Origin of the sequence: Klebsiella sp. 141153, from assembly GCF_032601995.1 — a bacterium.
Lineage (GTDB): Bacteria > Pseudomonadota > Gammaproteobacteria > Enterobacterales > Enterobacteriaceae > Klebsiella > Klebsiella aerogenes.
Genome location: NZ_JAQIRJ010000002.1, coordinates 489512 through 515844 on the forward strand (window position 1 = coordinate 489512; position 26333 = coordinate 515844).

At 56.9% G+C, this 26333-nt stretch carries 30 protein-coding genes; 21 read left to right on the plus strand and 9 right to left on the minus strand.

Annotated features, from left to right (window positions below; all coding sequences use genetic code 11):
* Positions 1–13 precede the first annotated feature (13 nt).
* The 12 genes from flgB to PGS10_RS05365 all read left to right on the plus strand — a co-directional run bounded on the left by flgB (position 14) and on the right by PGS10_RS05365 (position 10710).
* A complete protein-coding gene (gene flgB, locus PGS10_RS05310; protein WP_015367330.1) occupies positions 14–427 on the plus strand; it encodes a flagellar basal body rod protein FlgB in 414 nt (137 codons plus the stop codon).
* Between the two features lie 5 nt (positions 428–432).
* The gene (gene flgC / locus PGS10_RS05315) at positions 433–837 is read left to right on the plus strand and encodes a flagellar basal body rod protein FlgC (protein ID WP_015367329.1); all 405 of its coding nucleotides are present in this window, start codon (positions 433–435) and stop codon (positions 835–837) included.
* A gap of 12 nt (positions 838–849) precedes the next feature.
* Positions 850–1527 (plus strand): flagellar hook assembly protein FlgD, encoded by a 678-nt coding sequence (gene flgD / locus PGS10_RS05320; RefSeq protein ID WP_015367328.1) that lies wholly within the window; start codon positions 850–852, stop codon positions 1525–1527.
* A 44-nt stretch (positions 1528–1571) separates the two neighbouring features.
* Positions 1572–2786 (plus strand): flagellar hook protein FlgE, encoded by a 1215-nt coding sequence (flgE, locus tag PGS10_RS05325; protein ID WP_015367327.1) that lies wholly within the window; start codon positions 1572–1574, stop codon positions 2784–2786.
* Positions 2787–2798: 12 nt separating this feature from the next.
* Positions 2799–3554, plus strand: coding sequence for a flagellar basal body rod protein FlgF (locus PGS10_RS05330; protein ID WP_047043683.1), 756 nt, complete (start codon positions 2799–2801; stop codon positions 3552–3554).
* A 34-nt stretch (positions 3555–3588) separates the two neighbouring features.
* Complete coding sequence (flgG, locus tag PGS10_RS05335) at positions 3589–4371, plus strand: flagellar basal-body rod protein FlgG (protein WP_015367325.1); 783 nt, start codon at positions 3589–3591, stop codon at positions 4369–4371.
* An 82-nt stretch (positions 4372–4453) separates the two neighbouring features.
* Positions 4454–5155: a flagellar basal body L-ring protein FlgH gene (flgH, locus tag PGS10_RS05340; RefSeq protein WP_015367324.1), complete on the plus strand. Its 702-nt coding sequence runs from the start codon at positions 4454–4456 to the stop codon at positions 5153–5155.
* 39 nt (positions 5156–5194) lie between these two features.
* Positions 5195–6295 carry a flagellar basal body P-ring protein FlgI gene (locus PGS10_RS05345; RefSeq protein WP_015367323.1) on the plus strand — a complete coding sequence of 367 codons (1101 nt, stop codon included), beginning with the start codon at positions 5195–5197 and terminating at the stop codon, positions 6293–6295.
* The gene (gene flgJ / locus PGS10_RS05350; RefSeq protein WP_045397847.1) at positions 6295–7239 is read left to right on the plus strand and encodes a flagellar assembly peptidoglycan hydrolase FlgJ; all 945 of its coding nucleotides are present in this window, start codon (positions 6295–6297) and stop codon (positions 7237–7239) included. The genes PGS10_RS05345 and flgJ overlap by 1 nt, the downstream gene beginning before the upstream one ends.
* Positions 7240–7489: 250 nt before the next feature.
* Positions 7490–9139: a flagellar hook-associated protein FlgK gene (flgK, locus tag PGS10_RS05355; RefSeq protein ID WP_015704937.1), complete on the plus strand. Its 1650-nt coding sequence runs from the start codon at positions 7490–7492 to the stop codon at positions 9137–9139.
* A 21-nt stretch (positions 9140–9160) separates the two neighbouring features.
* Positions 9161–10120 (plus strand): flagellar hook-associated protein FlgL, encoded by a 960-nt coding sequence (flgL, locus tag PGS10_RS05360; RefSeq protein ID WP_015704938.1) that lies wholly within the window; start codon positions 9161–9163, stop codon positions 10118–10120.
* A 203-nt stretch (positions 10121–10323) separates the two neighbouring features.
* Positions 10324–10710: a VOC family protein gene (locus PGS10_RS05365; RefSeq protein WP_045397852.1), complete on the plus strand. Its 387-nt coding sequence runs from the start codon at positions 10324–10326 to the stop codon at positions 10708–10710.
* Positions 10711–10765: 55 nt separating this feature from the next.
* On the opposite strand, the gene PGS10_RS05370 is transcribed toward PGS10_RS05365, so the two are convergent.
* On the minus strand, positions 10766–11164 hold the full coding sequence (locus PGS10_RS05370; RefSeq protein WP_410477086.1) for a helix-turn-helix domain-containing protein: 399 nt from the start codon (positions 11162–11164) through the stop codon (positions 10766–10768).
* An 80-nt stretch (positions 11165–11244) separates the two neighbouring features.
* Between PGS10_RS05370 and PGS10_RS05375 the strand changes: the two genes are divergently transcribed.
* Positions 11245–11745, plus strand: coding sequence for a DUF2938 domain-containing protein (locus PGS10_RS05375; RefSeq protein WP_047043677.1), 501 nt, complete (start codon positions 11245–11247; stop codon positions 11743–11745).
* Here the strand turns inward: PGS10_RS05375 and PGS10_RS05380 are convergent.
* A complete protein-coding gene (locus tag PGS10_RS05380) occupies positions 11720–12601 on the minus strand; it encodes a LysR family transcriptional regulator (RefSeq protein ID WP_045397858.1) in 882 nt (293 codons plus the stop codon). The two genes, PGS10_RS05375 and PGS10_RS05380, sit on opposite strands and share 26 nt — an antisense overlap.
* Before the next feature lie 170 nt (positions 12602–12771).
* Between PGS10_RS05380 and PGS10_RS05385 the strand changes: the two genes are divergently transcribed.
* The 4 genes from PGS10_RS05385 (at position 12772) to PGS10_RS05400 (ending at position 17966) form a co-directional block, all read left to right on the plus strand.
* On the plus strand, positions 12772–13962 hold the full coding sequence (locus PGS10_RS05385; RefSeq protein ID WP_316422529.1) for an MFS transporter: 1191 nt from the start codon (positions 12772–12774) through the stop codon (positions 13960–13962).
* A gap of 297 nt (positions 13963–14259) precedes the next feature.
* Positions 14260–15315, plus strand: coding sequence for an amidohydrolase family protein (locus tag PGS10_RS05390; protein WP_045397865.1), 1056 nt, complete (start codon positions 14260–14262; stop codon positions 15313–15315).
* Positions 15305–16573: an MFS transporter gene (locus tag PGS10_RS05395; RefSeq protein WP_316422530.1), complete on the plus strand. Its 1269-nt coding sequence runs from the start codon at positions 15305–15307 to the stop codon at positions 16571–16573. Before PGS10_RS05390 ends, PGS10_RS05395 begins: the two co-directional genes overlap by 11 nt.
* Before the next feature lie 58 nt (positions 16574–16631).
* Positions 16632–17966: an MFS transporter gene (locus PGS10_RS05400; protein ID WP_063414546.1), complete on the plus strand. Its 1335-nt coding sequence runs from the start codon at positions 16632–16634 to the stop codon at positions 17964–17966.
* Between the two features lie 39 nt (positions 17967–18005).
* Here PGS10_RS05400 and PGS10_RS05405 read toward each other — a convergent pair whose 3' ends face one another.
* Complete coding sequence (locus PGS10_RS05405) at positions 18006–18722, minus strand: IclR family transcriptional regulator (RefSeq protein WP_045397874.1); 717 nt, start codon at positions 18720–18722, stop codon at positions 18006–18008.
* Between the two features lie 166 nt (positions 18723–18888).
* Here PGS10_RS05405 and PGS10_RS05410 point away from each other — a divergent pair, with 166 nt between their 5' ends.
* Both PGS10_RS05410 and PGS10_RS05415 read left to right on the plus strand, forming a co-directional pair.
* The gene (locus PGS10_RS05410) at positions 18889–19584 is read left to right on the plus strand and encodes a diguanylate cyclase (RefSeq protein WP_047043665.1); all 696 of its coding nucleotides are present in this window, start codon (positions 18889–18891) and stop codon (positions 19582–19584) included.
* Entirely contained in the window at positions 19581–20528 is a 948-nt protein-coding gene (locus tag PGS10_RS05415; RefSeq protein WP_316422531.1) for a hydroxyacid dehydrogenase, read from the plus strand. Before PGS10_RS05410 ends, PGS10_RS05415 begins: the two co-directional genes overlap by 4 nt.
* 79 nt (positions 20529–20607) lie before the next feature.
* Here the strand turns inward: PGS10_RS05415 and PGS10_RS05420 are convergent, their stop codons facing one another.
* Entirely contained in the window at positions 20608–21087 is a 480-nt protein-coding gene (locus PGS10_RS05420; protein ID WP_316422532.1) for a GNAT family N-acetyltransferase, read from the minus strand.
* 92 nt (positions 21088–21179) lie between these two features.
* On the opposite strand from PGS10_RS05420, the gene PGS10_RS05425 reads away from it, so the two are divergent.
* The gene (locus PGS10_RS05425) at positions 21180–22115 is read left to right on the plus strand and encodes a LysR family transcriptional regulator (RefSeq protein WP_316422533.1); all 936 of its coding nucleotides are present in this window, start codon (positions 21180–21182) and stop codon (positions 22113–22115) included.
* 2 nt (positions 22116–22117) lie between these two features.
* Here the strand turns inward: PGS10_RS05425 and PGS10_RS05430 are convergent, their stop codons facing one another.
* The gene (locus PGS10_RS05430) at positions 22118–22525 is read right to left on the minus strand and encodes an MAPEG family protein (protein ID WP_316422534.1); all 408 of its coding nucleotides are present in this window, start codon (positions 22523–22525) and stop codon (positions 22118–22120) included.
* 100 nt (positions 22526–22625) lie between these two features.
* Here PGS10_RS05430 and PGS10_RS05435 point away from each other — a divergent pair, with 100 nt between their 5' ends.
* Positions 22626–23516 (plus strand): helix-turn-helix domain-containing protein, encoded by an 891-nt coding sequence (locus tag PGS10_RS05435; protein WP_316422535.1) that lies wholly within the window; start codon positions 22626–22628, stop codon positions 23514–23516.
* 584 nt (positions 23517–24100) lie between these two features.
* Here PGS10_RS05435 and sra read toward each other — a convergent pair.
* From sra to fliP, 4 genes are all read right to left on the minus strand, one after another.
* Positions 24101–24235 (minus strand): stationary-phase-induced ribosome-associated protein, encoded by a 135-nt coding sequence (sra, locus tag PGS10_RS05440; protein WP_072251507.1) that lies wholly within the window; start codon positions 24233–24235, stop codon positions 24101–24103.
* A gap of 262 nt (positions 24236–24497) precedes the next feature.
* Complete coding sequence (gene fliR / locus PGS10_RS05445) at positions 24498–25280, minus strand: flagellar biosynthetic protein FliR (protein ID WP_047043654.1); 783 nt, start codon at positions 25278–25280, stop codon at positions 24498–24500.
* A gap of 2 nt (positions 25281–25282) precedes the next feature.
* Complete coding sequence (fliQ, locus tag PGS10_RS05450; RefSeq protein ID WP_015367302.1) at positions 25283–25552, minus strand: flagellar biosynthesis protein FliQ; 270 nt, start codon at positions 25550–25552, stop codon at positions 25283–25285.
* Between the two features lie 17 nt (positions 25553–25569).
* Complete coding sequence (fliP, locus tag PGS10_RS05455) at positions 25570–26331, minus strand: flagellar type III secretion system pore protein FliP (RefSeq protein ID WP_045397378.1); 762 nt, start codon at positions 26329–26331, stop codon at positions 25570–25572.
* Positions 26332–26333 lie beyond the last annotated feature (2 nt).

Here is a 26333-nt window from a genome sequence, read left to right on the forward strand (position 1 = left end):
TTGCGGAGGGAGCATGCTCGACAAACTGGACGCTGCTCTGCGTTTTGGCCAGGAGGCGCTGAACCTGCGCGCCCAGCGCCAGGAAATACTGGCCGCCAATATCGCCAACGCAGACACGCCGGGCTATCAGGCGCGGGATATCGATTTCGCCAGCCAACTGAATAAAGTCCTGCAACAGGGGCGGGTAAACGGCAACGGCATGGCGCTGAACCTGACGGCGGCGCGTCATATTCCGGCGCAAACCATGCAGCCGCCTGAGCTGGATCTGCTGTTTCGGGTGCCGGACCAGCCGTCGATGGACGGCAACACCGTGGACATGGATCGCGAACGCACCAACTTCGCTGACAACAGCCTGAAATATCAGACCGACCTGACGCTGCTCAACGGTCAGATCAAAGGGATGATGTCGGTGCTGCAACAAGGATAAGGCGAATGTCTTTACTCAATATTTTTGATATCTCCGGCTCGGCGCTCTCGGCCCAGTCGCAGCGGATGAACGTCAGCGCCAGCAATATGGCCAACGCCGATAGCGTCACCGGCCCGGATGGCGAACCCTATCGCGCGAAGCAGGTGGTGTTCGAAGTGGCCGCGGCGCCGGGGCAGCAGACCGGCGGCGTGCGCGTCTCACAGGTGGTTGACGATCCGGCGCCCGCGCGGATGGTTTATCAACCGGGTAATCCGCTGGCCGATGCTAAGGGCTACGTGCGGATGCCGAATGTCGATGTGGTGAGCGAAATGGTTAACACCATCTCCGCCTCCCGCAGCTATCAGGCCAACGTCGAAGTGCTCAACACCACTAAGTCGATGATGATGAAAACCCTGACGCTGGGTCAGTAACCGGAGATCCCGATGGCTATCGCCGCAACCACCAATGAATCGACCAATAACGCGGTTCTTGATTCCGCCAGCAAAAGCAGCACCAGCCAGGATTTGCATAACAGCTTCCTGACGCTGCTGGTGGCGCAGTTGAAAAATCAAGACCCGACCAACCCGATGCAGAACAACGAGCTGACCTCGCAGCTGGCGCAGATTAATACCGTACAGGGCATCGAAAAACTCAACACCACCCTTGGCGCGATCTCCGGGCAGATCAACAGCAACCAGTCGCTGCAGGCCAGCGCGCTGATCGGCCACGGCGTGATGGTACCGGGTAATAACATTCTGGTCGGCAGCAAAGAAGGCCAGGTCAGCACCACGCCGTTTGGCGTCGAACTGGAGCGCGCCGCCGATCAGGTCACGGCAACCATTACCAACGCCAACGGCCAGGTGGTGCGGACCATTGAGATTGGCGGCCTCACCGCCGGGGTGCACGCCTTTACCTGGGACGGCTCGCTGGATGATGGTACCGCCGCGCCGGACGGCGCCTATAAAGTGGCGATTAACGCCAAGGGCAACGGCGAGCAGCTGGTGGCGCGCAGCCTGCACTTCGGCATGGTTAACGGCGTGATTAACGACAGCAACGGCGCGAAGCTGGATCTCGGCCTTGCCGGTAACGCCAGTCTCGAAGAAGTGCGGCAGATCCTGTAATTCGCACCTGATTTTATCGATATCCTCAATATTTGGAGAGTAACATGGCCTTTTCTCAGGCAGTCAGCGGCTTAAATGCGGCGGCCACCAATCTCGACGTGATTGGCAACAATATCGCTAACTCCGCTACCGCGGGTTTCAAATCCGGCAGCGTGTCGTTCGCCGATATGTTCGCCGGTTCGCAGGTCGGACTGGGGGTTAAAGTCTCCGGAATCACCCAGAACTTTAAAGGCGGCACCACTACCGGCACCAGCCGCGCGCTGGATGTGGCGATTAACGGCAACGGTTTCTTCCGCATGCAGGATAAAGACGGCGGTATTTTCTATACCCGCAACGGCCAGTTTAAGCTGGACGAAAACCGTAATTTGACCAATATGCAGGGGCTGCAGCTGACCGGCTATCCGGCCGCCGGCACGCCGCCGACCATTCAGCAGGGCGCCAACCCGGTACCGCTGAGCATTCCCGAAGGGATGATGAACGCCAAAGCATCGACTTCCGGCGAAATGGTCGCCAACCTCAAGTCGACGCATAAAGTGCCGGAGAACAAGACCTTCGACCCGGCGAAGCAGGACAGCTACAACTACGTCAACACCATCACCGCCTACGATTCGCTGGGTAACGCCCACAACATCAACGCCTATTTCGTGAAAACCGACGATAACAAATGGCAGGTCTATACCCAGGACGGCAGCGCGGCTGCGGTCAGCGCGGGCACCATGGAGTTCAATACCAGCGGCAACCTGGTGAGCGTTAACGGTCAGGCGGGCGAGTTCAGCATGACCATTCCGATGAGCGCCAAAGACGGCGCACCGGCGCAGAACTTCACGCTCAGCTTCGCCGGTAGTATGCAGCAGAACGTCGGTAGCGATTCGGTGAGTAAAGTGGCGCAGGATGGTTATGCCGCCGGCGAATACACCAACTTCCAGATTAACGATGACGGTACCGTCGTCGGTATCTACTCCAACCAGCAGACCCAGGTCCTGGGGCAGATTGTGATGGCCAACTTCTCCAACCCGGAAGGGCTGGCGTCGCAGGGCGATAACGTCTGGCAGGAGACCGGCGCGTCCGGCCAGCCACGCGTAGGACTCTCCGGCGGCGGCGGTTTTGGCAAGCTGACCAGCGGCGCGCTGGAGTCGTCCAACGTCGACCTGAGCCAGGAGCTGGTGAACATGATCGTCGCCCAGCGTAACTATCAGTCCAACGCCCAGACCATCAAGACGCAGGATTCGATCCTGCAGACGCTGGTCAGCCTGCGCTAACGGAACTGAGTTATGGATCACGCGATTTATACCGCGATGGGCGCCGCGCGCCAGACGCTGGAGCAGCAGTCGATTACCGCCAACAATCTCGCCAACGCCTCGACGCCGGGCTTTCGCGCCCAGCTCGCCGCGCTGCGCGCGGTGCCGGTAGACGGGCCGAGCCTCGCCACCCGCACGCTGGTGGCGGCCTCGACGCCGGGCGCCGATATGAGCCAGGGGGCGCTGAACTACACCGGGCGCCCGCTGGACGTGGCGCTGCAGCAGGACGGTTTTCTGGCGCTCAGCCTGCCGGGCGGCGGCGAAGCCTATACCCGCAACGGTAGCATTCAGGTTTCGGCCAACGGTCAACTAACGGTGCAGGGGATGCCGCTGCAGGGCGACGGCGGGCCGATTGAGGTGCCGCCGTCGGCGGAAATCACTATCGCCGCCGACGGCACCATTTCGGCGCTGAATCCCGGCGATCCGCCGAACACCATCGCGCAGATTGGCCGCCTGAAGCTGGTGAAAGCCGATGCGCGCGAAGTGATGCGCGGCGATGACGGCCTGTTCCGCCTGACCCCGGAAACCCAGCAGCGCCGCGGCAACCAGTTGGCCAACGACCCGCAGGTGCGGGTCATGCCGGGCGTGCTGGAGGGCAGTAACGTCAAGCCGATGGAGACCATGGTCGATATGATCGCCAACGCCCGTCGCTTTGAAATGCAAATGAAGGTCATCCACAGCGTGGATGAGAACGAACAGCGGGCGAATTCTCTGCTGTCAGTAAGCTGATAGCCAGTCGGCCCGCGGCCAAAGGAAATAACCAATGATTCCCTCTTTATGGATTGCGAAAACCGGTCTTGATGCGCAGCAGACCAATATGGACGTGATCGCCAACAACCTGGCGAACGTCAGCACCAACGGTTTTAAACGCCAGCGCGCGGTGTTTGAAGACCTGCTGTATCAGACCATGCGTCAGCCGGGGGCGCAGTCCTCCGAACAGACCACGCTGCCTTCCGGCCTGCAGATCGGTACCGGCGTGCGCCCGGTCGCCACCGAACGTCTGCATAGCCAGGGTAACCTGTCGCAGACCAACAACAGCAAAGACGTGGCGATTAAAGGCCAGGGCTTCTTCCAGGTGCTGCTGCCGGACGGCAGCCAGGCCTACACCCGCGACGGCTCGTTCCAGATCGATCAGAACGGCCAACTGGTGACCGCCAGCGGTTTCCAGGTGCAGCCGGCGATCACTATTCCGGCCAACGCGTTGACCATTACCATCGCCCGCGATGGCATCGTGAGCGTCACCCAGCAAGGTCAGACCGCCGCCCAGCAGGTCGGGCAACTGACGTTAACCACCTTTATTAACGACAGCGGCCTCGAAAGCGTGGGCGAGAACCTGTACCAGGAAACGGAGAGCTCCGGCGCGCCGAATGAGAGCACGCCGGGCCTGAACGGCGCCGGCATGCTCTACCAGGGTTATGTCGAGACCTCTAACGTCAACGTGGCGGAAGAGTTGGTCAACATGATCCAGACCCAGCGCGCCTATGAAATCAACAGCAAAGCGGTTTCGACGTCGGATCAGATGCTGCAGAAGCTGACCCAGCTGTAATCTTTGATGACGGGCGTCGCCTGCCGCGCCCGTCGCTTTTTTGGTGTAACAAAGGCGATACCCCGTGGTAACCACACATTCGATGGCCACCCTGCCGCGCCAGGGACAACGCTTGCTGGCGGGCATGGTGATGCTGACGCTGAGCGGCTGCGCGTACATTCCGCATAAACCGTTGGTCGATGGCTCGACCTCGGCGCAGCCCGCGCCGCCGACCGCGCCGGTACCGAACGGCTCTATTTTTCAGGCCGCGCAGCCGATGAACTACGGCTATCAGCCGCTGTTTGAAGACCGCCGCCCGCGCAACGTTGGCGACACGCTAACCATCGTGCTGCAGGAAAACGTCAGCGCCAGCAAAAGTTCTTCCGCCAATGCCAGCCGTAACGGTTCCAGCAAGTTTGGCGTCGCCACCGCGCCGCGCTACTTAGACGGCCTGCTGGGCAACGCCCGCGCCGATATGGATATTTCCGGCGATAACAGTTTCGGCGGCAAAGGTGGGGCGAATGCCAATAACACCTTCAACGGCACCATTACCGTCACCGTTAATCAGGTACTGAGCAACGGCAACCTGCACGTGGTGGGGGAAAAACAGATCGCCATTAACCAGGGCACCGAATTCATTCGCTTCTCCGGGGTGGTTAACCCGCGCACCATCAGCGGTAGCAACTCGGTCACCTCAACGCAGGTGGCGGACGCGCGCATCGAGTATGTCGGCAACGGCTACATCAATGAAGCGCAGACGATGGGCTGGCTGCAGCGGTTCTTCCTCAACGTCTCCCCGTACTAATGGGCGGGCCATTTGCGGTGTTACTGAAAAGAGATTCACATGGTTAAAAAACTCATCATTGCGCTATTAATCGGCGCGGCCAGCTTACCGGCGACGGCGGAGCGTATTCGCGATCTGGTGACGGTACAGGGCGTGCGCGATAACGCCTTAATCGGCTACGGCCTGGTGGTGGGGCTCGACGGCTCCGGCGACCAGACCATGCAAACGCCGTTTACCACCCAAAGCCTGAGCAACATGCTATCGCAGCTCGGCATTACCGTGCCGCCCGGCACCAACATGCAGCTAAAAAACGTCGCCGCGGTGATGGTCACGGCGAAGCTGCCGCCCTTCGCGCGCGCGGGGCAGAATATCGATGTGGTGGTCTCATCAATGGGCAACGCTAAAAGCCTGCGCGGCGGGACCTTGCTGATGACGCCGCTCAAAGGGGTGGATAACCAGGTTTATGCGCTGGCCCAGGGCAACGTGCTGGTGGGCGGCGCCGGCGCGGCGGCGGGCGGCAGCAGCGTACAGGTCAATCAGTTGGCTGGCGGACGCATCAGCAACGGCGCCACCATCGAGCGCGAACTGCCGACTACTTTCGGCAGCGGCGGGGTGCTCAACCTGCAGCTCAATGATGAAGATTTCACCCTCGCGCAGCAGATTAGCGATGCGATTAACCGCCAGCGCGGCGGCGGCACCGCATCGCCGCTCGATGCGCGTACCATTCAGGTACTGGTGCCGCAGGGCAATAGCTCGCAGGTGCGATTCCTCGCCGAGATCCAGAATATCAACGTTAACGTTGGCGCCATGGATGCCAAAGTGATTATCAACTCGCGTACCGGTTCGGTGGTGATGAATCGCGAGGTGATTCTTGATTCCTGCGCGGTGGCTCAGGGTAACCTGTCGGTGGTGGTCGACCGACAAACCAGCGTCAGCCAGCCGACGACGCCGTTCGGCGGCGGCCAGACGGTGGTCACGCCGAATACCCAGATTTCAATGCAGCAGCAGGGCGGTTCGCTGCAGAAAATCAACGCCAGCGCCAACCTCAACAACGTGGTGCGCGCGCTGAACGCGCTGGGGGCGACGCCAATCGACCTGATGTCGATTCTGCAAGCCATGCAAAGCGCCGGCTGCCTGCGCGCCAAACTGGAAATTATCTAATGGCCAGCGATGTTATGGCGATGTCGGGCGCCGCCTATGACGCCCAGGCGCTGAACGGCCTGAAGCGCGATGCCGCCGCCGATCCGCAGGGCAACCTCAAGCAGGTGGCGCAGCAGGTCGAAGGCATGTTTGTACAGATGATGCTAAAGAGCATGCGCGCCGCGCTACCGCAGGATGGCGTACTCAGCAGCGACCAGACCCGGCTCTATACCTCGATGTACGATCAGCAGATTGCCCAGCAGATGTCGCAAAAGGGATTAGGGCTGGCCGACATGATGGTCAAGCAGATGAGCAATGCCAACGCGGTCCCCAGCGAAACGGCGGGCACCGCGCCGATGGCGCTGGATAATGAGGTGCTGCAGACGCTGCCGAATCAGGCGCTGGAGCAGATGATCCGCCGGGCGCTGCCGAAAGCGCCGCCAGCCGCCGCGCCGCTATCGCTCAACAACGGCAACTTCGTTGCCCGTCTGTCAATGCCGGCGCGTGCCGCCAGTGAGCGCAGCGGGATCCCGCATCAGCTGATAGTCGCCCAGGCGGCGCTGGAATCCGGCTGGGGGCAGCGCGAAATCCCGACCGCTGACGGTACCCCGAGCTACAACCTGTTTGGTATTAAGGCCGGGGGCAACTGGAAGGGGCCGGTTACCGAGATCACCACCACCGAATTTGAACAGGGGGTGGCGAAGAAGGTGAAGGCCAAATTCCGCGTCTACGATTCGTATTTCTCGGCGATCGCTGATTACGTCAAGCTGCTGACCAACAACCCGCGTTATGCCTCGGTTGCCGAAGCGTCCACTCCGGAGCAGGCGGCGCACGAGCTGCAGCGCGCGGGCTACGCCACCGACCCGCAGTACGCCAGCAAGCTGGTCAGCGTGATTCAGCAGATGAAGCACGCCGGGGCGCAGGCGGTGAAAGCCTATGCCGCGGATATTAACGATCTGTTCTAGGTTCGAAGGTCGCGCCTTCTCCCGGCTCGCGCTCCCGGTTAATTCTGCTGCGATATGTTTTCCCGGAGGCGGCGCATTGCGCCTTGTCCGGGCTACCACATCGCACAGTGCTGTAGCCCGGTAAGCGGTAGCGCCATCCGGCATAAAAGCGGCTGCGGAATTTTGCAGGCAGATTTACTCAAGTTTTTACTTCTCTGACCGATAACAAGGGCAAGCTGAGCGAATTGACTTGGCAGCATAAGGAACCCTGATGTCCAATAGCTTAATCAATACGGCGATGAGCGGACTGAATGCGGCGCAGGTGGCGCTCAGTACCGTCAGCAACAATATCTCTAACTACAACGTGGCGGGTTATAACCGGCAGACGGCGATTCTGGCCCAAAACGGCGGCCTGGCCACTATGAACGGTTTTATCGGTAACGGCGTGACCGTGACCAGCGTCAACCGCGAATATAACCAGTTCATCACTAATCAGCTGCGCGGCGCGCAGAGCGCGGCCGGTTCGCAGAACGCCTACTACGAAAAGATTTCGCAGATCGATAATCTGCTGGCCAGCAAAACTAATACCCTGTCGGGGAGCCTGCAGGATTTTTTCACCAATTTGCAGAACCTGGTGAGCAACGCCGGCGACGACGCGGCGCGCCAGACGGTGCTGGGTAAGGCTAACGGCCTGGTCAACCAGTTTAATAATACCGATAAATATCTGCGCGACATGGACAGCGGCGTTAATCAGCAAATTAACGACACCGCCCAGCAGATTAACAGCTATAGCCAGCAGATTGCCCGTCTTAACGATGAGATTACCCGCCTGCGCGGCAGCGCCAGCGGCGAACCGAACGCGCTGCTCGATCAGCGCGATCAGCTGGTTAGCGAACTCAACCAACTGGTGGGCGTTCAGGTAACCCAGCAGGACGGCGACGCTTATACCGTCTCCTTCGCCAACGGCCTGACCCTGGTGCAGGGCAACAACAGCTATCAGGTGGAAGCGATCCCTTCCAGCAGCGACCCTTCGCGCCTGACTCTCGGCTATAACCGCGGCAGCGGCGCCAGCGAAGTGCCGGAAGGGCAGATCACCAGCGGCAGCCTGAGCGGCGTGCTGCGTTTTCGCAGCGAGACGCTGGACGGCGTGCGCAATCAGCTCGGGCAACTGGCGCTGGCGATGGCCGATAGCTTTAACCAGCAGCACCGCGAGGGCTTCGATCTCAACGGTGAGCAGGGGGGCGATTTCTTCAGCTTCAGCGGCGCGCGGGTGGTTGATAACACGCGCAATACCGGCGATGCCTCGCTGTCGGTCTCCTATACCGATACCAGCAAGGTAAAAGCCAACGACTACCGCGTGGAGTATGACGGCGCCAACTGGCAGGTCAGCCGTCTGCCGGACAACGTCAAAGTCAACGCCACCGCCGGTAAAGATGCAGACGGTAACCCGACGCTGAGCTTTGATGGTCTCGAAGTCAGCATTGATGGCAACCCGCAGCAGAAAGATAGCTTTACGGTGAAGCCGGTCAGCGACGTGGCGGGCAACCTGAAAGTGGCGATTACCGATTCAGCGAAAATCGCCGCCGCCGGTAAAGATGACAGCGGCCGCGGCGATAACGATAACGCTAAAAAACTGCTCGACCTGCAGACCAAAAACCTGGTGGATGGCAAAGCGACGCTCAGCGGCGCCTACGCCGGGATCGTCAGCGGCGTGGGCAACCAGACCGCCGCCGCGAAGGTGAGCAGCGAATCGCAGTCCAGTATCGTCACCCAACTGGCCCGTCAACAGCAGTCGCTCTCCGGGGTAAACCTCGACGAAGAGTATGGCGAGCTCCTGCGTTTCCAGCAGTACTACATGGCGAACGCCCAGGTGATCCAGACCGCCAGCTCGCTGTTCGACGCGCTGCTGAATATTCGTTGATTGTATTGAGGAACTGACAGCATGCGCATGAGCACCAGCATGATGTACCAACAGAACATGACCGGCATCACCGGCAATCAGTCGCTGTTTATGAAGGCCGCCGAGCAGCTTTCAACCGGCAAGAAGGTGATTAATCCCTCCGACGATCCGCTGGCGGCATCGCGGGCGGTGATGCTGTCGCAATCGCAGGCCGAGAACAATCAGTACACTCTGGCGCGCACATTCGCCCGCCAGAGCGTATCAATGGAAGAGACCGTGCTTTCCGGAGCCACCTCGACGATATCTGATATCAAGGCGCTGATCGTTAACGCCGGCGGCACCGAGAGCGATAACGACCGCGATTCGCTGGCGACCCAGCTACAGGGGCTGAAGGATCAACTGCTCAACCAGGCCAACAGTACCGATGGCAACGGACGCTACCTGTTTGGCGGCTATGAGAATGATAAGCCGCCGTTTGTCGATACTAACGGCAAGATTAGCTATCAGGGCGGCAATAAAACCGTGGAACAGAAGGTTGACGCCAACCGTACGATGACCATCGGCCATACCGGTAATTCAGTATTTATGGCGCTGACCAGCAATCCGAAGCCGGAGCCGGACGGCAGTGCGCCGGTCGCCGATGTGTTCGCCAGTATCGATATTGCGCTGGAGGCGTTGAAAACGCCGCTGCAGGGGGCCGATGACGCCACCAAACAGCAGGTGAACGATGCGCTGGCGAAGGCCAACCGCGGCCTCGATAACTCCTACAACAAGGTATTAAGCGTGCGCGCTGAGCTGGGCAATCAGCTACAGGAGATGGATCAGCTCGATAGCATCGGCAAAGAGCGTGATATGACCAACCAGCTGCAGATGAGCGCCCTGACCGATGCTGACCTGGCGGAATCTATCTCTTCTTATTTTATGCAGCAGGCGGCGCTGCAGGCATCTTATAAAACCTTCAGCGATATGCAGGGCATGTCGCTGTTTCAGATGAATCGCTAATCACGAATAACCACTTTTTCATTTAGCACCTTGGCACCACATCCCGTTCTCTCTGTGTACGCGGGGTGAGGTGCCCTTTTTTTCGGGGGCCTGATTAGAGAAGAGAGCGGGTGGGCTCTCAGCGACAAACTCACCACATCGTAGCGTGTAAACTCAAACCGGATCCCAACCTTCACACCGTATCCTCTTCAGGAGAATCCAGGATGTTTACTCATATGCGTATCGCCAAACCCGTCACCGATCTTGCACGGTCCTGTTTGATGTACTGCCAGGGACTGGGCTTACACAAAATTGCTGAATTCAACGATCACGATGGTTTTAATGGAATAATGTTAGGGCGACAGGGGCTCGGCTGGCATATAGAATTTACCTGGTGCCAGTATCATCCCGTGCAACCCTTGCAGACGGAGGAAGATTTACTCGTGCTGTATTACCCGGATAAGAAGGAGTGGTCGGATGCTTGCGCCAGAATGCGCGAAGCGGGCTTTACCTTGACGAATTCTTTTAACCCTTACTGGGATGTCAATGGCCAAACGTTCGTTGATCCAGATGGCTACAGGGTGGTGCTCCAGAATAAAGCGTGGGGATAAAGACTCGCGCCTCAATGCGCTAATTCTTCCTCAGCAAGCCCCAATACAGGGATGTTCATTTAAACAGTCTAATGCCCTTCGCCATAATTTTTTTAAATTCAGGGCATTGCATATGTTCCGGCGCAGTACAGCGGGCAGCGTGTTTTAGCCCCTGGCTTAACAGCTGTAACCGACGAATGGTGTTATCAATTTCCTGCGCGCGCTGCTCAAGCCGTTGGTTATCAATGGCTATCTTGCCGTCAGCGTTAAATATCCCGGCTATTTCAGAAAGCGAAAAGCCGGCGGCCTGTCCCAGCACGATCAGTTCCAGCTTGTTCAGCACATTTTCATGGTACTGCCTTCGCAGACCATGACGACCAATCGGTTTGATCAAACCTTTCTTTTCATAAAAACGCAGCGCTGAAGGCGTAATGCCGGACAGCGTCGCGACCTCGCGGATATCCAGTTCTTTCATGATTGACTTAAACCTCACTTTAAGTTGCACACTGGTCAACAGAGTAGCATTGGCTCATAAAAAGGAAGAATAAATTGAAGATGATTGTTGCTGTGCAAATTTTGCTGACGGGCCTCGGCGCCACGTTAGTCATGGATTTATGGTCGCTCTTTCAGAAGCATATACTCAAGATTGCGCCGCTGAACTATGCGCTGGTCGGTCGCTGGGCGTTATGGCTTTCGCGGGGGAAAGTGCGGCATAACACCATCGCCGCAACCCCTCCGCTAGAGGGTGAGCGTTTTATCGGCTGGTTATGCCATTATCTGATCGGTATCGCTTTTGCGGCGGTGCCGCTTGTGTTGAGCGGCGCCGATTGGTTTTATGCCCCCACTCTGGCGACAGCGCTGTTGTCAGGGGTCGTAACCTTATTCGCGCCGTTCTTGATCCTGCAGCCCGCATTTGGTTTTGGCGTCGCGGCCTCACGGACTCCCCGACCGTGGCTGGCGCGTTCGCTGAGCCTGGTGGCGCACCTGGCCTACGGCATCGGGCTGTATCTGGCGGCGAGCGCTTACAGAGTTATGGCGATGTCAGCTGATCTTTAATCTCATCAAACAGGGCAATTAAATGATCGGCCACCACTCTGACGCGCCGCGAGTGGGCTAAATCGGAATGCATCACCAGCCATAGGGTTTGGTCGACGCCGATATCCGCATTCACGCACTGCAGGCCATTTTTCCGCGCCATAAAGTGTGGCAACACGCCCAACCCCAGGCCGGCTGAAACCGCCGACAGCTGCGCCAGCAGCGTGTTGGCTTCCACCCGGCACGGCCTGCCGCGAAGCGTCCGAGTTATCCAGCGCGCGGCGGGCAGATGCTGGTGTGATTCTGGCCAGCCTATGTAGTGAGCGTGATTGAACGCGACGTCGGTAGAGCCTGCTTGTCCGGTATCGGCGCTGTACAGACCAAACCCCACCTTCCCGAGACGCTTCAGCGTCAGGTTGCCGCTTTCCGGTTTGACCATTCGAATGGCTAAATCGGCATCCCGTCGATGCAGGTTGACGGATTGCACGCCGCTGAGCACCTCGACCCGCAGGTCGGGATATTTTTCCATCAAGCCGTTGAGTGAAGGCAGAATAAAATGCGCCGCCAGATTGTCCGAGGTAGCCAGCCGGACCAGCCCGGCAACATTCCCCTGCAGCCTCGCCGTCTCGCCAAAAGCGAGCCCTGCATGCTCGAGCGCCTCTGCTCGCGCCAGCAGCGCCTCGCCATCATCCGTTAGCCGGTAGCCGCTTTGATGCCGGCTGAAAAGGGGGACGGCCAATGATTTTTCCAGCCGGTCGAGTCTTCTTGACAGGGTTGCGATGCCCATATCCATAGTTTCTGCCGCGCCGCTTAGCGTACCTGAGCGGGCCACAGCCAGAAAAATCCGCGTATCGTCCCAGTTAAAATCTGCTTTCATTATTTTCCATTTTTGGAAAACGGCTCTCCGTTTTCATGGCTATTTTATCACTTCTCCTGGAATGATACTGCACTGCACCTCAAGAGAAGGCAATAAGCAACGACGCGGAAACTCTAGCGTATCAGGCAAGCCAACTCCTTTTCAGCCATTTTCACCGGGATACAGAAGACATGAACGACCTTGTTTTACAGGCTAACCCAACGCCAATGCGCGCATGGTTCGCCGTAGCTGCGCTGGGCGTCAGCGCATTTTCGATTGTGACCAGCGAGCTGGCGCCGGTCGGTATGCTCAGCGCGCTGGCGAACGATTTGCATCAGTCGCAGGCGGGAGCGGGTCTTGCCGTCACCGCTTATGGCTGGGTAGCCGCGCTGGCCGCTTTACTGGCCGGCGCGATCCCCGCCAGGATTTCACGTAAGGCGTTGTTGATTGTGTTGATGTTAATCCTCGCATTTTCTTGTCTGGCGGCGACCCAGTCGCACACTATGCAGACATTTATGACGGCGCGGATGACAGGGGCGCTGGCGCATGGCGCATTCTGGGCGCTAATAGGCACCGTGGCGGTACAACTGGTACCGGTTGATAAACTGGGGCTGGCCACCTCGGTGATTTTCGCCGGTGTTTCGGCGGCCAGCGTGTTGGGCGTGCCGCTATCGAGCTTTATTGCCGACATGGTCGGCTGGCGACAGGCATTCAGCGCGATTTCACTGCTCTCACTAGCCACCGCCGTGGCTTTGCTCTGGACGCTTCCCACGCTGGCGGCTCCGCAGCCGTTGAGGCTGAAGGTTTACGTTGGGATAGTTAAGAATCCGCTACTGCTTTCATTGTTCGGCGCTACAGCCTGCGTTATTTCCGCGCATTTTGCAGCCTTCACCTATCTTGAGCCGTTGCTCACGCAAACCCGAGGTATACCGACATCGGCGATTTCCGCGCTGCTGCTGATGTCAGGACTTTCCGGGCTGCTGGGAAATATCATCGCCGGCAAACTCATCGATCGACATATCAGGTTGCTGATTATGACATCACTGCTGCTCAGCGCAGGCGCGCTGGGGATGCTGGGGATGAAGAGCCTGTCCTCGCTTCCTCTTTGGTTCACCGCGGTATTGCTCGGCATATGGGGCGCGGGCATGGCTATCGTGTTCGTTGGCTTGCAAACCTGGCTGCTACAAAGCGCAGGGGAGGCGACGCAGCCCGCATCCGCCTTATATGTCGCTATTTTCAATGCTGCCATCGGCACTGGCGCGCTTGTCGGCGGCCTGGTATCGGCAAGGTTTGGTCTTTCGTCACTGGCATTACTGGCGGCGGTGGCGATGATCTGCGGCATGGCGCTGGTCTGGAAGCTGAAAAGCCCAAGAGCGATATAACGCTTTACTCATCGAATAGTCATCGGTAAATGGACAACGTGAGCGGGTCTGGCAGACGTAAGGTTTGCCAGATATCTGGCTGCGACGGGTGGCGTTATTTTATAAATTATTGAAATTTAATTTATTTTTGTTTTTTCTCAACGTTCTCCTTCTTTACCGACTTTAAACATCTGTGATTCACCTCTTATTTACATCATTTAAACCAATCGTTAACTGGATAAAAACGCGACAGCCTCGTTATAGTAGTTTTGTAAAATAAAACACGGTTGTACATAGTACAACAAAGGCGAGGTGTTCATGGAGATCGTTACCGCACCGCATCTTGCGGTCAGAAACGAGTGGCTTGCGTTACATCGTGAGGCGCCACTACAACCCGAGCTGCCCATCATTGATGCGCATCATCATCTCTGGGATAGGCAAACCGGACGCTATCTCACCCATGAGTTCAGCGACGATATCCAGACCTCAGGGCATCGCGTTTACTCATCGGTCTACGTGCAGTGCCGCTCTATGCTGCGCCGCCACGGGCCGGAAACGTTGAAACCGCTTGGTGAAATCGAGTTTGCCAGCGGGATAGCCGCGATGTTCGCCAGCGGACATTATGCAAACGCTCTCGGATGTGAAGCCATCATCGGCGGCCTTAGCTTGCTGGCGGGCGATGCGATGCAGCCTGCCATCGAGAGCGCGCTGGCTTTATCAGGCGGGCGGTTGCGCGGAATGCGTAATCCACTGGCCTGGCATCCGGATCCGCGGGTCACGTCCAGCCCGGTTACGCCACCAGCAGGACTGGCGCTGAGCGACCCGTTCCGTCGGGGCGCTCTCTGCCTTGCGAAAAATGGATTGTCGCTTGATGTGTGGGTTTACCACACGCAACTGGATGAAATTGCCGAGCTGGCGCGGCACATACCAACGCTTCAGATTGTGCTCGATCACTGTGGCGGGCCAGTCGGCGTTGGACCCTATTCAGAAAGGGATCCAGACATGTTTCAGCAGTGGCGAAACAGTATGCGACATCTGGCGGAACTACCGAACGTATGCGTAAAAATTAGCGGATTTGGTATGACGGTCAGGGGATTTCCCTTCGCAGCGGCAGAAACACCGCCGGATTCGCAAATGCTGGCACAGGCCTGGCAACCGTGGTTTGAGACCATTGTTTCGCTTTTCGGTGCGGAACGCTGCATGTTCGCCAGCAACTTTCCGGTCGATAAAGGCATGTTCAGCTACGGCGTTTTCTGGAACGCCTGCAAACGCTTGGCGCAACAGATGTCCCCTGGCGAACAGGCGCAGTTGTTCTGGCGCACTGCCGCAACCTGTTATCGGTTAACCTCTGTGGAGAATATCAATGACCAGTAAAAGCGAGCTGAATCAATTTACTGCGACTAAATCGACGCCTGACACATTGCCACAACGCGTTGCTGAGAGGCGGACGCTGGCGTTGGGCGGCCTTGGCTGGACATTTGAAAGCTACGACTCCTTCCTGCTTTCGCTGCTATTGCCGGTACTGGGCGTGGTGTTCGGTATTAATAAAACCGAGCTTGGGCTGTTTATCAGCGTCACGGCCGGGGGGCAGATTATTGGCGGGATCCTGTTTGGTTTTATCGCCGACAAAATTGGCCGTGTAAAAACGGCGCTGACCTGTATCGCCATCTATTCACTCTTTTCCGGCCTGTTAGCCTTTACGCACGATCAACAACATTTCGCGCTTTTACGTTTTTGCGGCGCGCTGGGTATGGGCGGAATGTGGACATCGGGCGCGGCGCTGATTGCGGAAACCTGGCGGCCAGAGCGGCGCGCGCGCGGCGGGGCGCTGATGCAAATGGGGTTGCCCGTTGGCGCGATTCTGGCCATCAGCCTGACGGCAATCGTGAGCTCGGTTAATGGCGGCCTGGAGCAGGGCGCATGGCGCTATCTGTTTATGATCGGCGCGCTGCCGGTGTTCATTATGAGCGTGGTGGCCCGGTTCACGCCGGAATCGCAGGTTTGGCTTGCTCGTCAACAGGCGAAGGCGACGAGTAGTCAACCTGTCGCGAAGCTGGGTAAACACAATCTGAAAGGTCTGCTGCTGGCCTTTGTCTTTATCTTTTTTATTCAGTATCTGTTCTGGGGCGTATTTACCTGGACACCCACCTATCTGCGAGAAGTAAAACACCTGGATTTTCTGCACAGTCTGAAATTTGTACTTGCGCTGCAGGCTGGGGCCATCGCGGGTTTTCTGGTGTTTTCGGTGCTGGCAGATAAATGGGGACGCCGTCCGATGTTCCTGATTTATCTGTTAACGGGCGCCATTGCCGTCGCGCTTTACCTTGTGACCACTCAACCCTTCATTCTGATGGTGGCGATTTTCATGGCCGGTTTTGGTGTTAATGGTATTTTTGCGGGCTCGGGACCCTTCCTTGCAGAAATCATTGGAGACACGTCATCGCGCGGTTTCCTGATGGGGCTTGCCTACAATGGCGGCCGGCTGGGCGGATTTATCGCGCCGCTACTGATTGGCGCCGTCGCCAACGCCGGCGGTTTCACCGCGGGACTGGCGACGACCGTGGTCGCCTTCCTTGCGGCGATGCTGGTGGTGTGGCGAGCGCCGGAAACCAGGGGCATCAAGCTGAAGTAACGTATTTCATCTCTACATCGTTTTCCTGATAAACATAATGAAACCCTGCGAGGAAACAATGACCGATCAATTACCGAATAGCGCTATCGACAACGACGCGCTGGAAAAAGAGACCATGCGGCGGGTTATCTGGCGCATCCTGCCCTTTTTGATTGTCAGCTACCTGGTCTCGATTATTGACCGGGGCAATATTGGTATGGCGGCGCTACAGATGAATGAGGATCTGGGCTTGAGCAAGGCGGCTTTTGGCTTCGCCAGCAGCTTGTATTTTGTCGCCTACTTTATATTTGAAGTTCCCAGCAACCTGGCGATGCAGAAGGTGGGCGCGCGATTGTGGCTCCCGCGGATAATGATCAGTTGGGGCGTGGTATCGATGTGCATGGCGCTGGTGCAAAATACAACCTCCCTTTATATCGTGCGTTTTCTGCTGGGAGCGGCGGAAGCGGGCTTTTTCCCGGGCGTGGTGCTCTATCTTACCTGGTGGATCCCTTCGCGTTACCGTGCGCGCATTATTGCCTCTTTTATGGTGGCCATTCCGCTGGCTAACTTTATCGGTTCACCGCTTTCAGGGTTGATCCTGACGCTGGATGGCTGGTTCGGGTTACGCGGCTGGCATCTGTTATTCATCATTGAGGGGCTGCCTGCGGTGCTGCTGGGGATAGCCGCATTTTTTCTCCTGCGTGACCGCCCACATCAGGCTGGCTGGTTGAACGAGCGGCAGAAAGCGTGGCTGGAAAACACGCTTCAGGCAGAGCGCCAACAGCAGAAACAGATCGGTCACATCAGCACATGGCAACTGTTAAAGCATCGCCAAATCTGGCTGATGGCGCTGATATACGCGGGCGCGTCGTCTGCTGGCACCACGCTTAGCGTCTGGTCTCCACAGCTACTGAAGTCTTTCCATCTTGATAACCTGACTACCGGGCTGCTCAATGCCATCCCCTATGGTCTGGCCTCGGTGCTGATGATTGTCTGGGGGCGGAGTTCGGATCGCACCAATGAACGCCGCTGGCACACGGCTCTCACCCTCTTTATGATTGCGGCTGGCGTGTTCGCGGCGTTCATCAATCTGTCGCTGCCGATTACCATTGTTATTCTCAGTACCATATTAATTGGCGCTTATTCGGCGAAGGGGCCATTCTGGGCGCTGGCCTCAGGCTGGATGAGCAGCACGTCAGCCGCTGCGGGGCTGGCGGCAATCGGCGCGATAGCCAACCTGATTGGCGGAGTGGTGATGGTGAATGCCTATGGTGTGATTAGCGAACAGACAGGAAGCCATACGCTGGCGATGCTACCACTGGCTGGATTGTGCCTGGCAGGCGGCATCGCGGTGCTGATCATGGGACGCCGTTACTCGCAGCCTGCCGGTCAGGAAAAACCGGTCACCCATTAATAAGCACAGGCGGGATTTTTCCCGCCTTTTCAACATACGTTATTCTTGTATACCGTAAAACGTTTCGCAGAAGGATTTACTGGCCCCTAACTTGATCGACAGGCGGTTGGCCGTCTCGCGCATTAGCTGGCTGAGACCGCTCTCTTTACGGTCCGCAGTCAGACGCGATGACGGTCCTGTCAGCGCCAGTGCCGCGATGGGGTTATCGTGGACGCCAAAAACCGGCATCGCGAAGGCGGAGGTGTGCGGATCGCGCGCGCCAGAGGTATAGAACGGCAGCGTTTCTTCGTCTTCCGGCAGCGCCTCACCCAGTCCCCAATGACGTAAAACTTTGCTGATCGCGGAACCATCCAGTGGGAACTGGCTGCCGGGCAGGTTGCTATGGCGTAATCCCTCTGAAGCTTCGGCGCGGAACAGACACAGTCGTTGGCCGCCCTCTATCACATACCAGCTCGCGCTCTCACTGGAGGCCTGAGACAGCGCCTGCAATTCCGGCTGTACAATTCTCGCAAGCTGAAATGATTGCTCATAAAGCTTGCCGAGATAGAGCAGACGGTGGCCGAGCGTATAGGTGCCATCGTCATGCCGGATAATGTAGCTCATACGCTCAAGCGAATTCATTAAGCGATAAACGGTGGTTTTGTGGTATCCCGAAAGCTGGGCCAGCTCAGTTAACGTCAGGCTGTCATTACCCGGACGGAAGCAATCCAGTAAAGCGAGCGCCTTTTCAACGGCAATTACGCCTTCATTCCCCATCATTTTCTCCTTTTGGCCGAACAAAATTGTACCTGAATTTTGTGATTAACATCGTGTTTACATCACAAACACGCTCTCAGCGCTGGCGAAAAGAGAAGCAATGCTCGTATAGTTGTTTTATATAGTACATCTGTGTTGTATATAGTAAAACAAATGGAGACTAACCATGCCTGCATCACAACAGAAATTAATAAATGTGGATATTGAGCGCGTTAGCGCGGAGGAGGTCCGTCAGGCCGCTGAATATCAGGCGGCGATTCTCGCTGACGTGGCCGGACGCCGCGGCACATTACATGGCCGTATCAAGCCACTGGCGCCACATATGGCTGTGGCCGGCCCGGCGATTACCGTAGAGGTCCGCCCGGGAGATAACCTGGCGATTCACGCTGCGATGGCCGTCGCTAAACCTGGCGATGTGCTGGTGATAGACGGCAAAGGCGATCTCTCCTGCGCTTTACTCGGTGAGATCATGGCCACACAGGCGCAGGCCAGCGGCATCGCAGGTATCATCATTGACGGCGCAGTTCGCGATGCTGAAACCTTAAGTAAACAAAACTTTCCTGTTTTCGCTGCCGGTCTTAATCCGTGTGGTCCCACCAAGTTCATTCCCGGCCGGGTCAATCATGCTATCTCGGTCGCGGGCGCCGCGGTGCAGGCGGGTGACCTGGTGGTAGGGGATATTGACGGCGTGGTGGTTATCCCCCGCGATGAAGTACGCGCCATCATTGAGTTGGCGAAAGGTAAACTGGAAGGGGAAGTCAAACGTCTGTCGGCCATCCACGACGGCGATCTTCGCCCGCACTGGCTGGAGAACGCGTTGCGTCAGGCGGGTATGCTGAGCGAAGGGGAGGCATTGCCATGAGCGATAAAAAAGTCGTACTGGTAACCGGCAGCGATTTGGCTGAAGCCGCGTTCGGCATGCTGGAAGATTATGAACTCGTATTTGCTGGCCGCCAACCAACAGAAAACCAATTGATAGCATTATGTCAGCAGCATAATCCGGTCGCCATATTAGTGCGCTATGGCAAGATTACGGCATCTGTGATGGATGCCGCTCCGGCGTTGAAGGTCATTTCCAAGCATGGCAGCGGCATTGATGTCATTGACGTCGAAGCGGCGGCGGCGCGCGGCATTATGGTTCGCGCGGCGACAGGCGCTAACGCCGCGGCGGTTTCAGAACACGCCTGGGCATTAATTCTGGCCTGCGCCAAGTCAATCATTCCGCTTGACCGCCGCCTGCGCGAAGGGCACTGGGATAAATCGACGCATAGATCGCTCGAACTGGAGGGCAAAACGCTGGGGCTGATTGGTCTGGGCGCGATTGGCAGCCGCGTGGCGAAAATTGCCGGCGCCTTCGGTATGAAGGTGCTGGCTTACGATCCGTATGCCGCCACGGTTCCTCCCGGATGCGAACGTGTTGATGTACTCAAAGACCTTCTCACGCAGGCTGATGTTGTCTCCCTTCATTGTCCCTTAACGCAGCAAAATCGGGGAATGATAAATGCCGTTACCCTGGCACAGTGTAAACCCGGCGCCATCCTGGTCAATACCGCGCGGGGCGGATTAATCGACGATGCAGCGCTGGCAGCGGCACTAAAAGGAGGGGCGTTGCGCTGGGCGGCGCTCGATAGCTTTAACAGCGAACCACTCACCGCGCCGCACATCTGGGAGCGGGTCGAAAATGTCATTCTATCTCCGCACGTTGGCGGCGTAAGCGACGCCTCTTACGTCAAAATGGGTACCGCCGCCGCGGCCAATATTCTACAGGTAGTGCAGGATTCATCGCAGACTGAAACAGCGTACTAACTTGTCTTTCAGCAGCTCCGCTCTTTCGGGGCTGCTGTGCTTTTTGCAAAGAGCAAGATGAGTGATGCTGTGAGCAATGTTATTGCTCCGCAAAATTAACCAGCGCTTCGCCATCGAGGCGATAGCGGACCCATTCGCTTTGCGCCGCGGCGCCAATACTGAGGTAAAAATCAATGGCCGGCTGGTTCCAGTCCAGCACGCTCCACTCAAGGCGTCCGCAGCGGCGCGCAACCGCATACCGGGCAATGGTTTTTAGCAGCGCTCGACCCGCGCCCTGGCCGCGATAGTCCGGTGAGATATACAAATCTTCCATATAAATACCGTTGCGTCCGAGCCAGGTTGAATAGCTGGTGAAGAACACGGCATAGCCCGCCGTTTTACCGTCAATTTCGCAGATCAGCGCTTCGGTTTTACTGTCGTCGCCAAACAGGGTTTCGCGGATCTCTTCGGGGGTGGTGACCACTTCCTGCGGGGCTTTTTCGTACACCGCCAGTTCATAAATCATGTTGTAGATGGCGGAAGCGTCATCCGCACGGGCCTGTCTAATCGTAATACCCATAATTTTTCCTGTCGTTTTCACACGTTAACGATATTGATGACGCTAAGCATAGGGGGTATTGTCAGAAGAATTAAGTGCAATGAAATCACCCAATGATGAATATTATGCATCCGGCGCTCAGACGCCTCGATCTCAATCTGCTGCTCGTTTTTGATGCCATCTATCGCCACTGTTCCGTTCGTCTTGCCGCAGATGAGCTGGCGATGAGTACCTCCGCGTTGAGCCACGCGCTGTCGCGGCTGCGCGTGGGGCTGAACGATCCGTTGTTTTTTCGCGAAGGACATCGGATGTGCCCGAGCGTCTATGCCACTCAGCTCGCGCCCTCCATCGCTTCAGTATTGAAATTGCTTAATCAGGAACTCACGCGACAGCCAGAGTTTATTGCCGCCGACAGCACCGAGCGGATCCAGATAGCTATTACCGATTTCACCGCGTTATGCATTTTCCCTGCGCTGATGCAAAAGCTGCAGAGTGAAGCGCCGGGACTGCGTTTTGAACTCCGTTATTTGCCGCATAGCCCGGCGCTGACGGAGCTGCTGGCGGGAGAGGTGGATCTGGCGCTGGGCTTCAGCACCGCTGAAGATATCCGTCATCATGAACTGGAGGAAATTGACTGGTTTGAGGATGAGTACGTGGTTATCAGCAATACCCGTCGCACGGCGCTGACGCTGGCGGATTATCTCGCCGCGCGGCATCTGGTGGTCACGCCGTGGAATGAAAAGCAGGGAGTGTTGGATTTACGCCTGCAGGAATTAGGCTATACGCGGCAGATAGCGCTCAGAACCCCCTCGATGCTCAGCGCGCCGTTTATTGTGGCGCAAAGCGATCTGTTAATGGCGATTCCTCGTTATGCCGCAGAGAAGTTCCTTCATGCCGCCCCGATCGCGATTTTTCCTTTGCCGTTCGCCATAAGCCCGTTCACCGTGAAGATCTATTCCCATAAACGCGGCGGGCAGCGAGGAGCAACCAAATGGCTTAAGACGGCGCTACAAAGCCTGGCGTTGGCAGAGAATGCCGGGAGTTTTTAACCTCAAAAAACCGAACTTAAAATAACTATCGCTATGGTAACCGTCGCGACAAAACCGGCCTGAAAGGCGAGCGTTCGGATAACGGGGATCCCGGCGGTATGCGCAATATAATGGACAATGCGCGCGAGCAAATAAACTTTAGCCGCAATTAACGTTATGGCGTTATTGACGTTAAGTAACGCGGCGACCACAACCAGTGGGGCAAAAATAACGAGGTTTTCTACCGCGTTGGCATGCGCCTTTTGCGCACGCTGCGCCCAGGGCGCCAGCCCGGTTGATGGCGAATGGCCGTTTCCCGCCGCGGGCGCGACGTTAACGCGCGTGGCTCTGGCAATAATATAGGGGATCCACATCATAACCGTTAGCAGACAAATTAACGCAAGGATAATCAGTTCAGGATTATTTTTCATGGCAATTGAGTCTGGTAATTAATAACGATAGAGGAAAGTCTATGGCTAAGGTTAAAATAGAACCATATGCAAAAATGACAATTTCAATACCATTAACGACATGAAGATAAATATTCTGACTCTGGATGGCGTTTTCGACACCGGCTTAGCGACGTTGCTGGATACGTTCGCCGCGGCCAATGATATGGCGCGACGCCAGAGCATGAATATTTCTCGCTTTGAGGTGCAAATGATTGCCGTGACCGGGCAGGTTAAATCAGCCCATGGGTTGAGTATTCCTGCTCATCAGGCATCGGGTTTGGATTATCCCGACTGGATTGTGGTGCCGGCGATCAACGTTCACGCACGACAATCGCCACCGGATGGCTGGCACGATATTGCTGACGCTAAGCGGTTTTTGCAAAACATGGCGAAGCGCGGCGTTAAAATTGCCGCCGCCTGTTTAAATACCTTCATCCTGGCGGATAGCCGTTTGCTCAATGAGCAGACCGCCGCTGCGTCATGGCTCAATGCGGCTGCGCCGATCCTTCCCGGCGCAATGATGGGCCATGTGGAGCTGGCGCTGTGGCTGATTCGCCAGAGCAGCCCGCCGCTTGCCGATTTGCTGGCAAAAGCGATGGCGGCTGATATCCGCCATCCTCAGGTTTCACGCCTGCCGGCAGGTTATCCTCAGCATGCCGATGACCTGATCAACCGCTTTGCGCACTGGTCGCGAGCGCATCTGGCGCAGGGATTTTCCCTGCAGGCGGCTGCCGGCGCGCTTAACGTGCATCCACGCACCTTACAGCGCAGAATGGAGGCCGCGCTGGGGAAATCACCGTTGGCTTTTTTCCAGCAATTGCGGGTCGAACGAGTAAAGCAGCTGCTTGCCGAGGGGAAAGATATTGAGACGATTACCGCTGACGTGGGTTATTCAGAAGTGTCAACGCTGCGGGCGTTGCTGCGCCGTCAGACTGGAAAGGGAATACGGGCGCTGCGTCATGCTGTGTGAGCGTATTCGTTTAAAGAAAGTAATCATAGAGTAAAGAGGAGTTATTTCTCCTTGACTGTTTTATTAATTCTTTTGTTTTTCCGAACCAGGCAATATCTATATCTTCTATGGTCAAATGTAGAATGGAAACCGACAGGAATATTTTTGTCGGGTGGCGGCTAACGCCTTACCCGACCTACGGAACGTACCATTGCGAACTGAAACTGCCGGTGTTAGTGGCATCAAAATCCCCCGGTGGGTGGCTACTGCGCTTTGCGATTTGGTAGCCCGGAGAAGGCGCAACGCGCCGCGTCCGGGAAAAACCATTAAAAAAGTTGCAAACCGATAACAGTATCTACCACGGCATGTGATCTGTAGGCCCGCGCAAGCGTAGCGCCGCCGGGCAATAACCGCGGGTAAAGAGCTACTTTCGCGCCGGATGGCGGCTGCGCCTAATCCGGCCTACGGTCTACGACTCGTACCATTGCGAACTGAAACTGCCGGTGTTGGTGGCCTCAAAATCCCCGGCGGCGCGAGCGCTTACCGGGGCTACGATACTGTGCAATTTGGAATTATGTTGCGCAAAGAACAATTGCCAGTCAGGATTATTTCTTTTTCTTCACCACTTTCCATTTTCCGCCAGCGGCAGTGTCGGCCAGCACGATTTTAAATCGGTTACTTTCCCAGTGGGGCAGGCCTAATACACGCCGCGCTATACGGTTACCTTTCGCCTTAATCATGATGTCGCTCCTTATTTTATTAAAGATGCACTAAACCCACGCATAAAAATATTCTGCGTTTCCCGAGGTTTTAATTTTTCTAAAAAATAAAATTCACTAACAATCAAATTCAGGTTTTATTGTAGGGTGGCTATTTTTTAATTCAAGCCGCTATGAACATTCGGACCTTAGTAGCAATAAAAACGTTTTTCCAGGCTTTTATCCCAGTAAACGTTTTTTATTGCCATTTTGTCCGGCGAAAAAGAGGGAAATAACGGCAGGGTTAAAACGTCATACCGCCGATAACGGCCGCCAGGCGATCGAACATCTCGCCAAACAGGTGTTCGCAGAAGGGGGCCAGCATCGGCATCATCATGCCGAGGGTCATAATGCCAAAGGTCATGGTCACCGGGAAACCGATCACGAATACCGACAGCTGCGGCGTCATGCGGTTGAGCAGACCCAAAGCGATATTGAGCGTGAGCAACAGACAAATCAGCGGTAACGCCAGCATCATGCCGTTGATAAAGATTAACGAACCCAGTTGGGCGAGCGCCAGGAAACCGTTGCCGTTTAGCGGCTGGCTCTGGATCGGCAGGGTATGGAAGCTGTCGGCCAGCAGCGAGATAAGCCACAGGTGGCCGTCAAAGCTTAAAAACAGCAGCATTGCCAGCAGGTTCAGCAGCCGTGCCAGCACCGGCATATTGGGGCCGCCGCTGGGGTCGAAGAAGGTGGCGAACGATAGCCCCATCTGCATGCCGATGACTTCGCCGGCGAGGCGTACCGCGGCGAAAGCCAGCTGCATCGTCAGCCCCAGCGCCGCGCCGATCAGGATCTGCTGAATCGCCAGCCATAAACCGGCAGCAGAGATAATGGGGATCGCGTTGGCGGGCAGCGTTGGGGCGATCAGTATCGCAATCAGGCCGCCGAGGCCGATTTTCACCTTTTTGCTGATCTGCTTTTCACTCAGTACCGGCGCGGTGCTGATGAGAGCCAGAATACGCAGCAGCGGCCAGAAATACTGGCTGAGCCATTCGCTAAGCTGGGCGCTGTCAAAGGGGATCACGGCTAGCCGATAATATTAGGCAGGTTGCTGAATAACGTGCGCATATAGTCCAGCAGCAGGTTCAGCATCCACGGCCCGGCGATAATAATCGTCGCCACGACCGCGAGAATTTTGGGGATGAACGACAGGGTCATCTCGTTAATCTGGGTGGCGGCCTGCAGCAGGCTGACCACCAGCCCGCTGATTAGCGCCGCCAGCAGCAGCGGGGCGGCCAGCGCCAGGGCGACCTTCATCGCTTCGGTGCCAATGGCCATCACGGATTCTGGCGTCATGATTGTTCTCCGGCGGTTCAGGAATAGAAGCTCTGCGCCAGCGAGCCGAGCAGCAGCTGCCAGCCATCCACCAGCACAAACAGCATTAGCTTAAACGGCAGCGAGATCGTCGCCGGCGGCACCATCATCATCCCTAGCGCCATCAGCACGCTGGCGACCACTAGATCGATAATCAGGAACGGAATAAACACCGTAAAACCAATCTGGAAAGCGGTTTTCAGTTCGCTGGTGACGTAGGCGGGCAGCAGAATACGCATCGGTACCGCCTCCGGCCCGGCCAGCGGCGGCTGGTTGGCCAGACGAGCGTACAGCGCCAGGTCGCTTTCGCGGGTCTGGCGCAGCATAAATTCGCGCAGCGGCTGCGCGCCTTTATCCAGCGCCGCATCAAGGCCGATCTTGTCCTGACTAAAGGGCAGGTACGCCTCCTGATAGACCTTGTCGAACACCGGCGACATGATAAAGAAGGTCAGGAACAGCGCCAGCCCGAGCATCACCTGGTTCGGCGGCGCGGAAGGCGTGCCCAGCGCGTTACGCAGCAGACCCAGTACGATGATAATGCGGGTAAAACTGGTCATCATCAGCAGCATCGCCGGCAGGAAGGTCAGCGAGGTCAACAGCACCAGCGTCTGCACCGGCAGCGACCAGCTCTGGCCGCCGTTGGCCAGCGGCTGACTGATAAGCCCCGGAAGCTGGGCGAAGGCGGCAGGACTCAGCAGCAGTAACGCGGCGGCGAGCCACGGCGCCCGACGGCGGAGACAAGCGAACAGAGTAGGGAACATGG

Coding starts and splice junctions, on each gene's coding strand:
- flgK (WP_015704937.1), top strand. CDS start 7,490: ATGTCCAATAGCTTAATCAATACGGCGATGAGCGGACTGAATGCGGCG.
- flgJ (WP_045397847.1), top strand. CDS start 6,295: ATGGCCAGCGATGTTATGGCGATGTCGGGCGCCGCCTATGACGCCCAG.
- PGS10_RS05375 (WP_047043677.1), top strand. CDS start 11,245: ATGATTGTTGCTGTGCAAATTTTGCTGACGGGCCTCGGCGCCACGTTA.
- fliQ (WP_015367302.1), bottom strand. CDS start 25,552: ATGACGCCAGAATCCGTGATGGCCATTGGCACCGAAGCGATGAAGGTC.
- flgC (WP_015367329.1), top strand. CDS start 433: ATGTCTTTACTCAATATTTTTGATATCTCCGGCTCGGCGCTCTCGGCC.
- PGS10_RS05430 (WP_316422534.1), bottom strand. CDS start 22,525: ATGAAAAATAATCCTGAACTGATTATCCTTGCGTTAATTTGTCTGCTA.
- PGS10_RS05380 (WP_045397858.1), bottom strand. CDS start 12,601: ATGAAAGCAGATTTTAACTGGGACGATACGCGGATTTTTCTGGCTGTG.
- flgG (WP_015367325.1), top strand. CDS start 3,589: ATGATTCCCTCTTTATGGATTGCGAAAACCGGTCTTGATGCGCAGCAG.
- flgD (WP_015367328.1), top strand. CDS start 850: ATGGCTATCGCCGCAACCACCAATGAATCGACCAATAACGCGGTTCTT.
- flgL (WP_015704938.1), top strand. CDS start 9,161: ATGCGCATGAGCACCAGCATGATGTACCAACAGAACATGACCGGCATC.
- PGS10_RS05395 (WP_316422530.1), top strand. CDS start 15,305: ATGACCAGTAAAAGCGAGCTGAATCAATTTACTGCGACTAAATCGACG.
- PGS10_RS05400 (WP_063414546.1), top strand. CDS start 16,632: ATGACCGATCAATTACCGAATAGCGCTATCGACAACGACGCGCTGGAA.
- PGS10_RS05370 (WP_410477086.1), bottom strand. CDS start 11,164: ATGAAAGAACTGGATATCCGCGAGGTCGCGACGCTGTCCGGCATTACG.
- PGS10_RS05330 (WP_047043683.1), top strand. CDS start 2,799: ATGGATCACGCGATTTATACCGCGATGGGCGCCGCGCGCCAGACGCTG.
- sra (WP_072251507.1), bottom strand. CDS start 24,235: ATGATTAAGGCGAAAGGTAACCGTATAGCGCGGCGTGTATTAGGCCTG.
- fliP (WP_045397378.1), bottom strand. CDS start 26,331: ATGTTCCCTACTCTGTTCGCTTGTCTCCGCCGTCGGGCGCCGTGGCTC.
- PGS10_RS05390 (WP_045397865.1), top strand. CDS start 14,260: ATGGAGATCGTTACCGCACCGCATCTTGCGGTCAGAAACGAGTGGCTT.
- PGS10_RS05420 (WP_316422532.1), bottom strand. CDS start 21,087: ATGGGTATTACGATTAGACAGGCCCGTGCGGATGACGCTTCCGCCATC.
- PGS10_RS05425 (WP_316422533.1), top strand. CDS start 21,180: ATGATGAATATTATGCATCCGGCGCTCAGACGCCTCGATCTCAATCTG.
- PGS10_RS05405 (WP_045397874.1), bottom strand. CDS start 18,722: ATGGGGAATGAAGGCGTAATTGCCGTTGAAAAGGCGCTCGCTTTACTG.
- PGS10_RS05385 (WP_316422529.1), top strand. CDS start 12,772: ATGAACGACCTTGTTTTACAGGCTAACCCAACGCCAATGCGCGCATGG.
- flgH (WP_015367324.1), top strand. CDS start 4,454: ATGGCCACCCTGCCGCGCCAGGGACAACGCTTGCTGGCGGGCATGGTG.
- PGS10_RS05345 (WP_015367323.1), top strand. CDS start 5,195: ATGGTTAAAAAACTCATCATTGCGCTATTAATCGGCGCGGCCAGCTTA.
- PGS10_RS05365 (WP_045397852.1), top strand. CDS start 10,324: ATGTTTACTCATATGCGTATCGCCAAACCCGTCACCGATCTTGCACGG.
- PGS10_RS05410 (WP_047043665.1), top strand. CDS start 18,889: ATGCCTGCATCACAACAGAAATTAATAAATGTGGATATTGAGCGCGTT.
- PGS10_RS05415 (WP_316422531.1), top strand. CDS start 19,581: ATGAGCGATAAAAAAGTCGTACTGGTAACCGGCAGCGATTTGGCTGAA.
- flgE (WP_015367327.1), top strand. CDS start 1,572: ATGGCCTTTTCTCAGGCAGTCAGCGGCTTAAATGCGGCGGCCACCAAT.
- flgB (WP_015367330.1), top strand. CDS start 14: ATGCTCGACAAACTGGACGCTGCTCTGCGTTTTGGCCAGGAGGCGCTG.
- PGS10_RS05435 (WP_316422535.1), top strand. CDS start 22,626: ATGAAGATAAATATTCTGACTCTGGATGGCGTTTTCGACACCGGCTTA.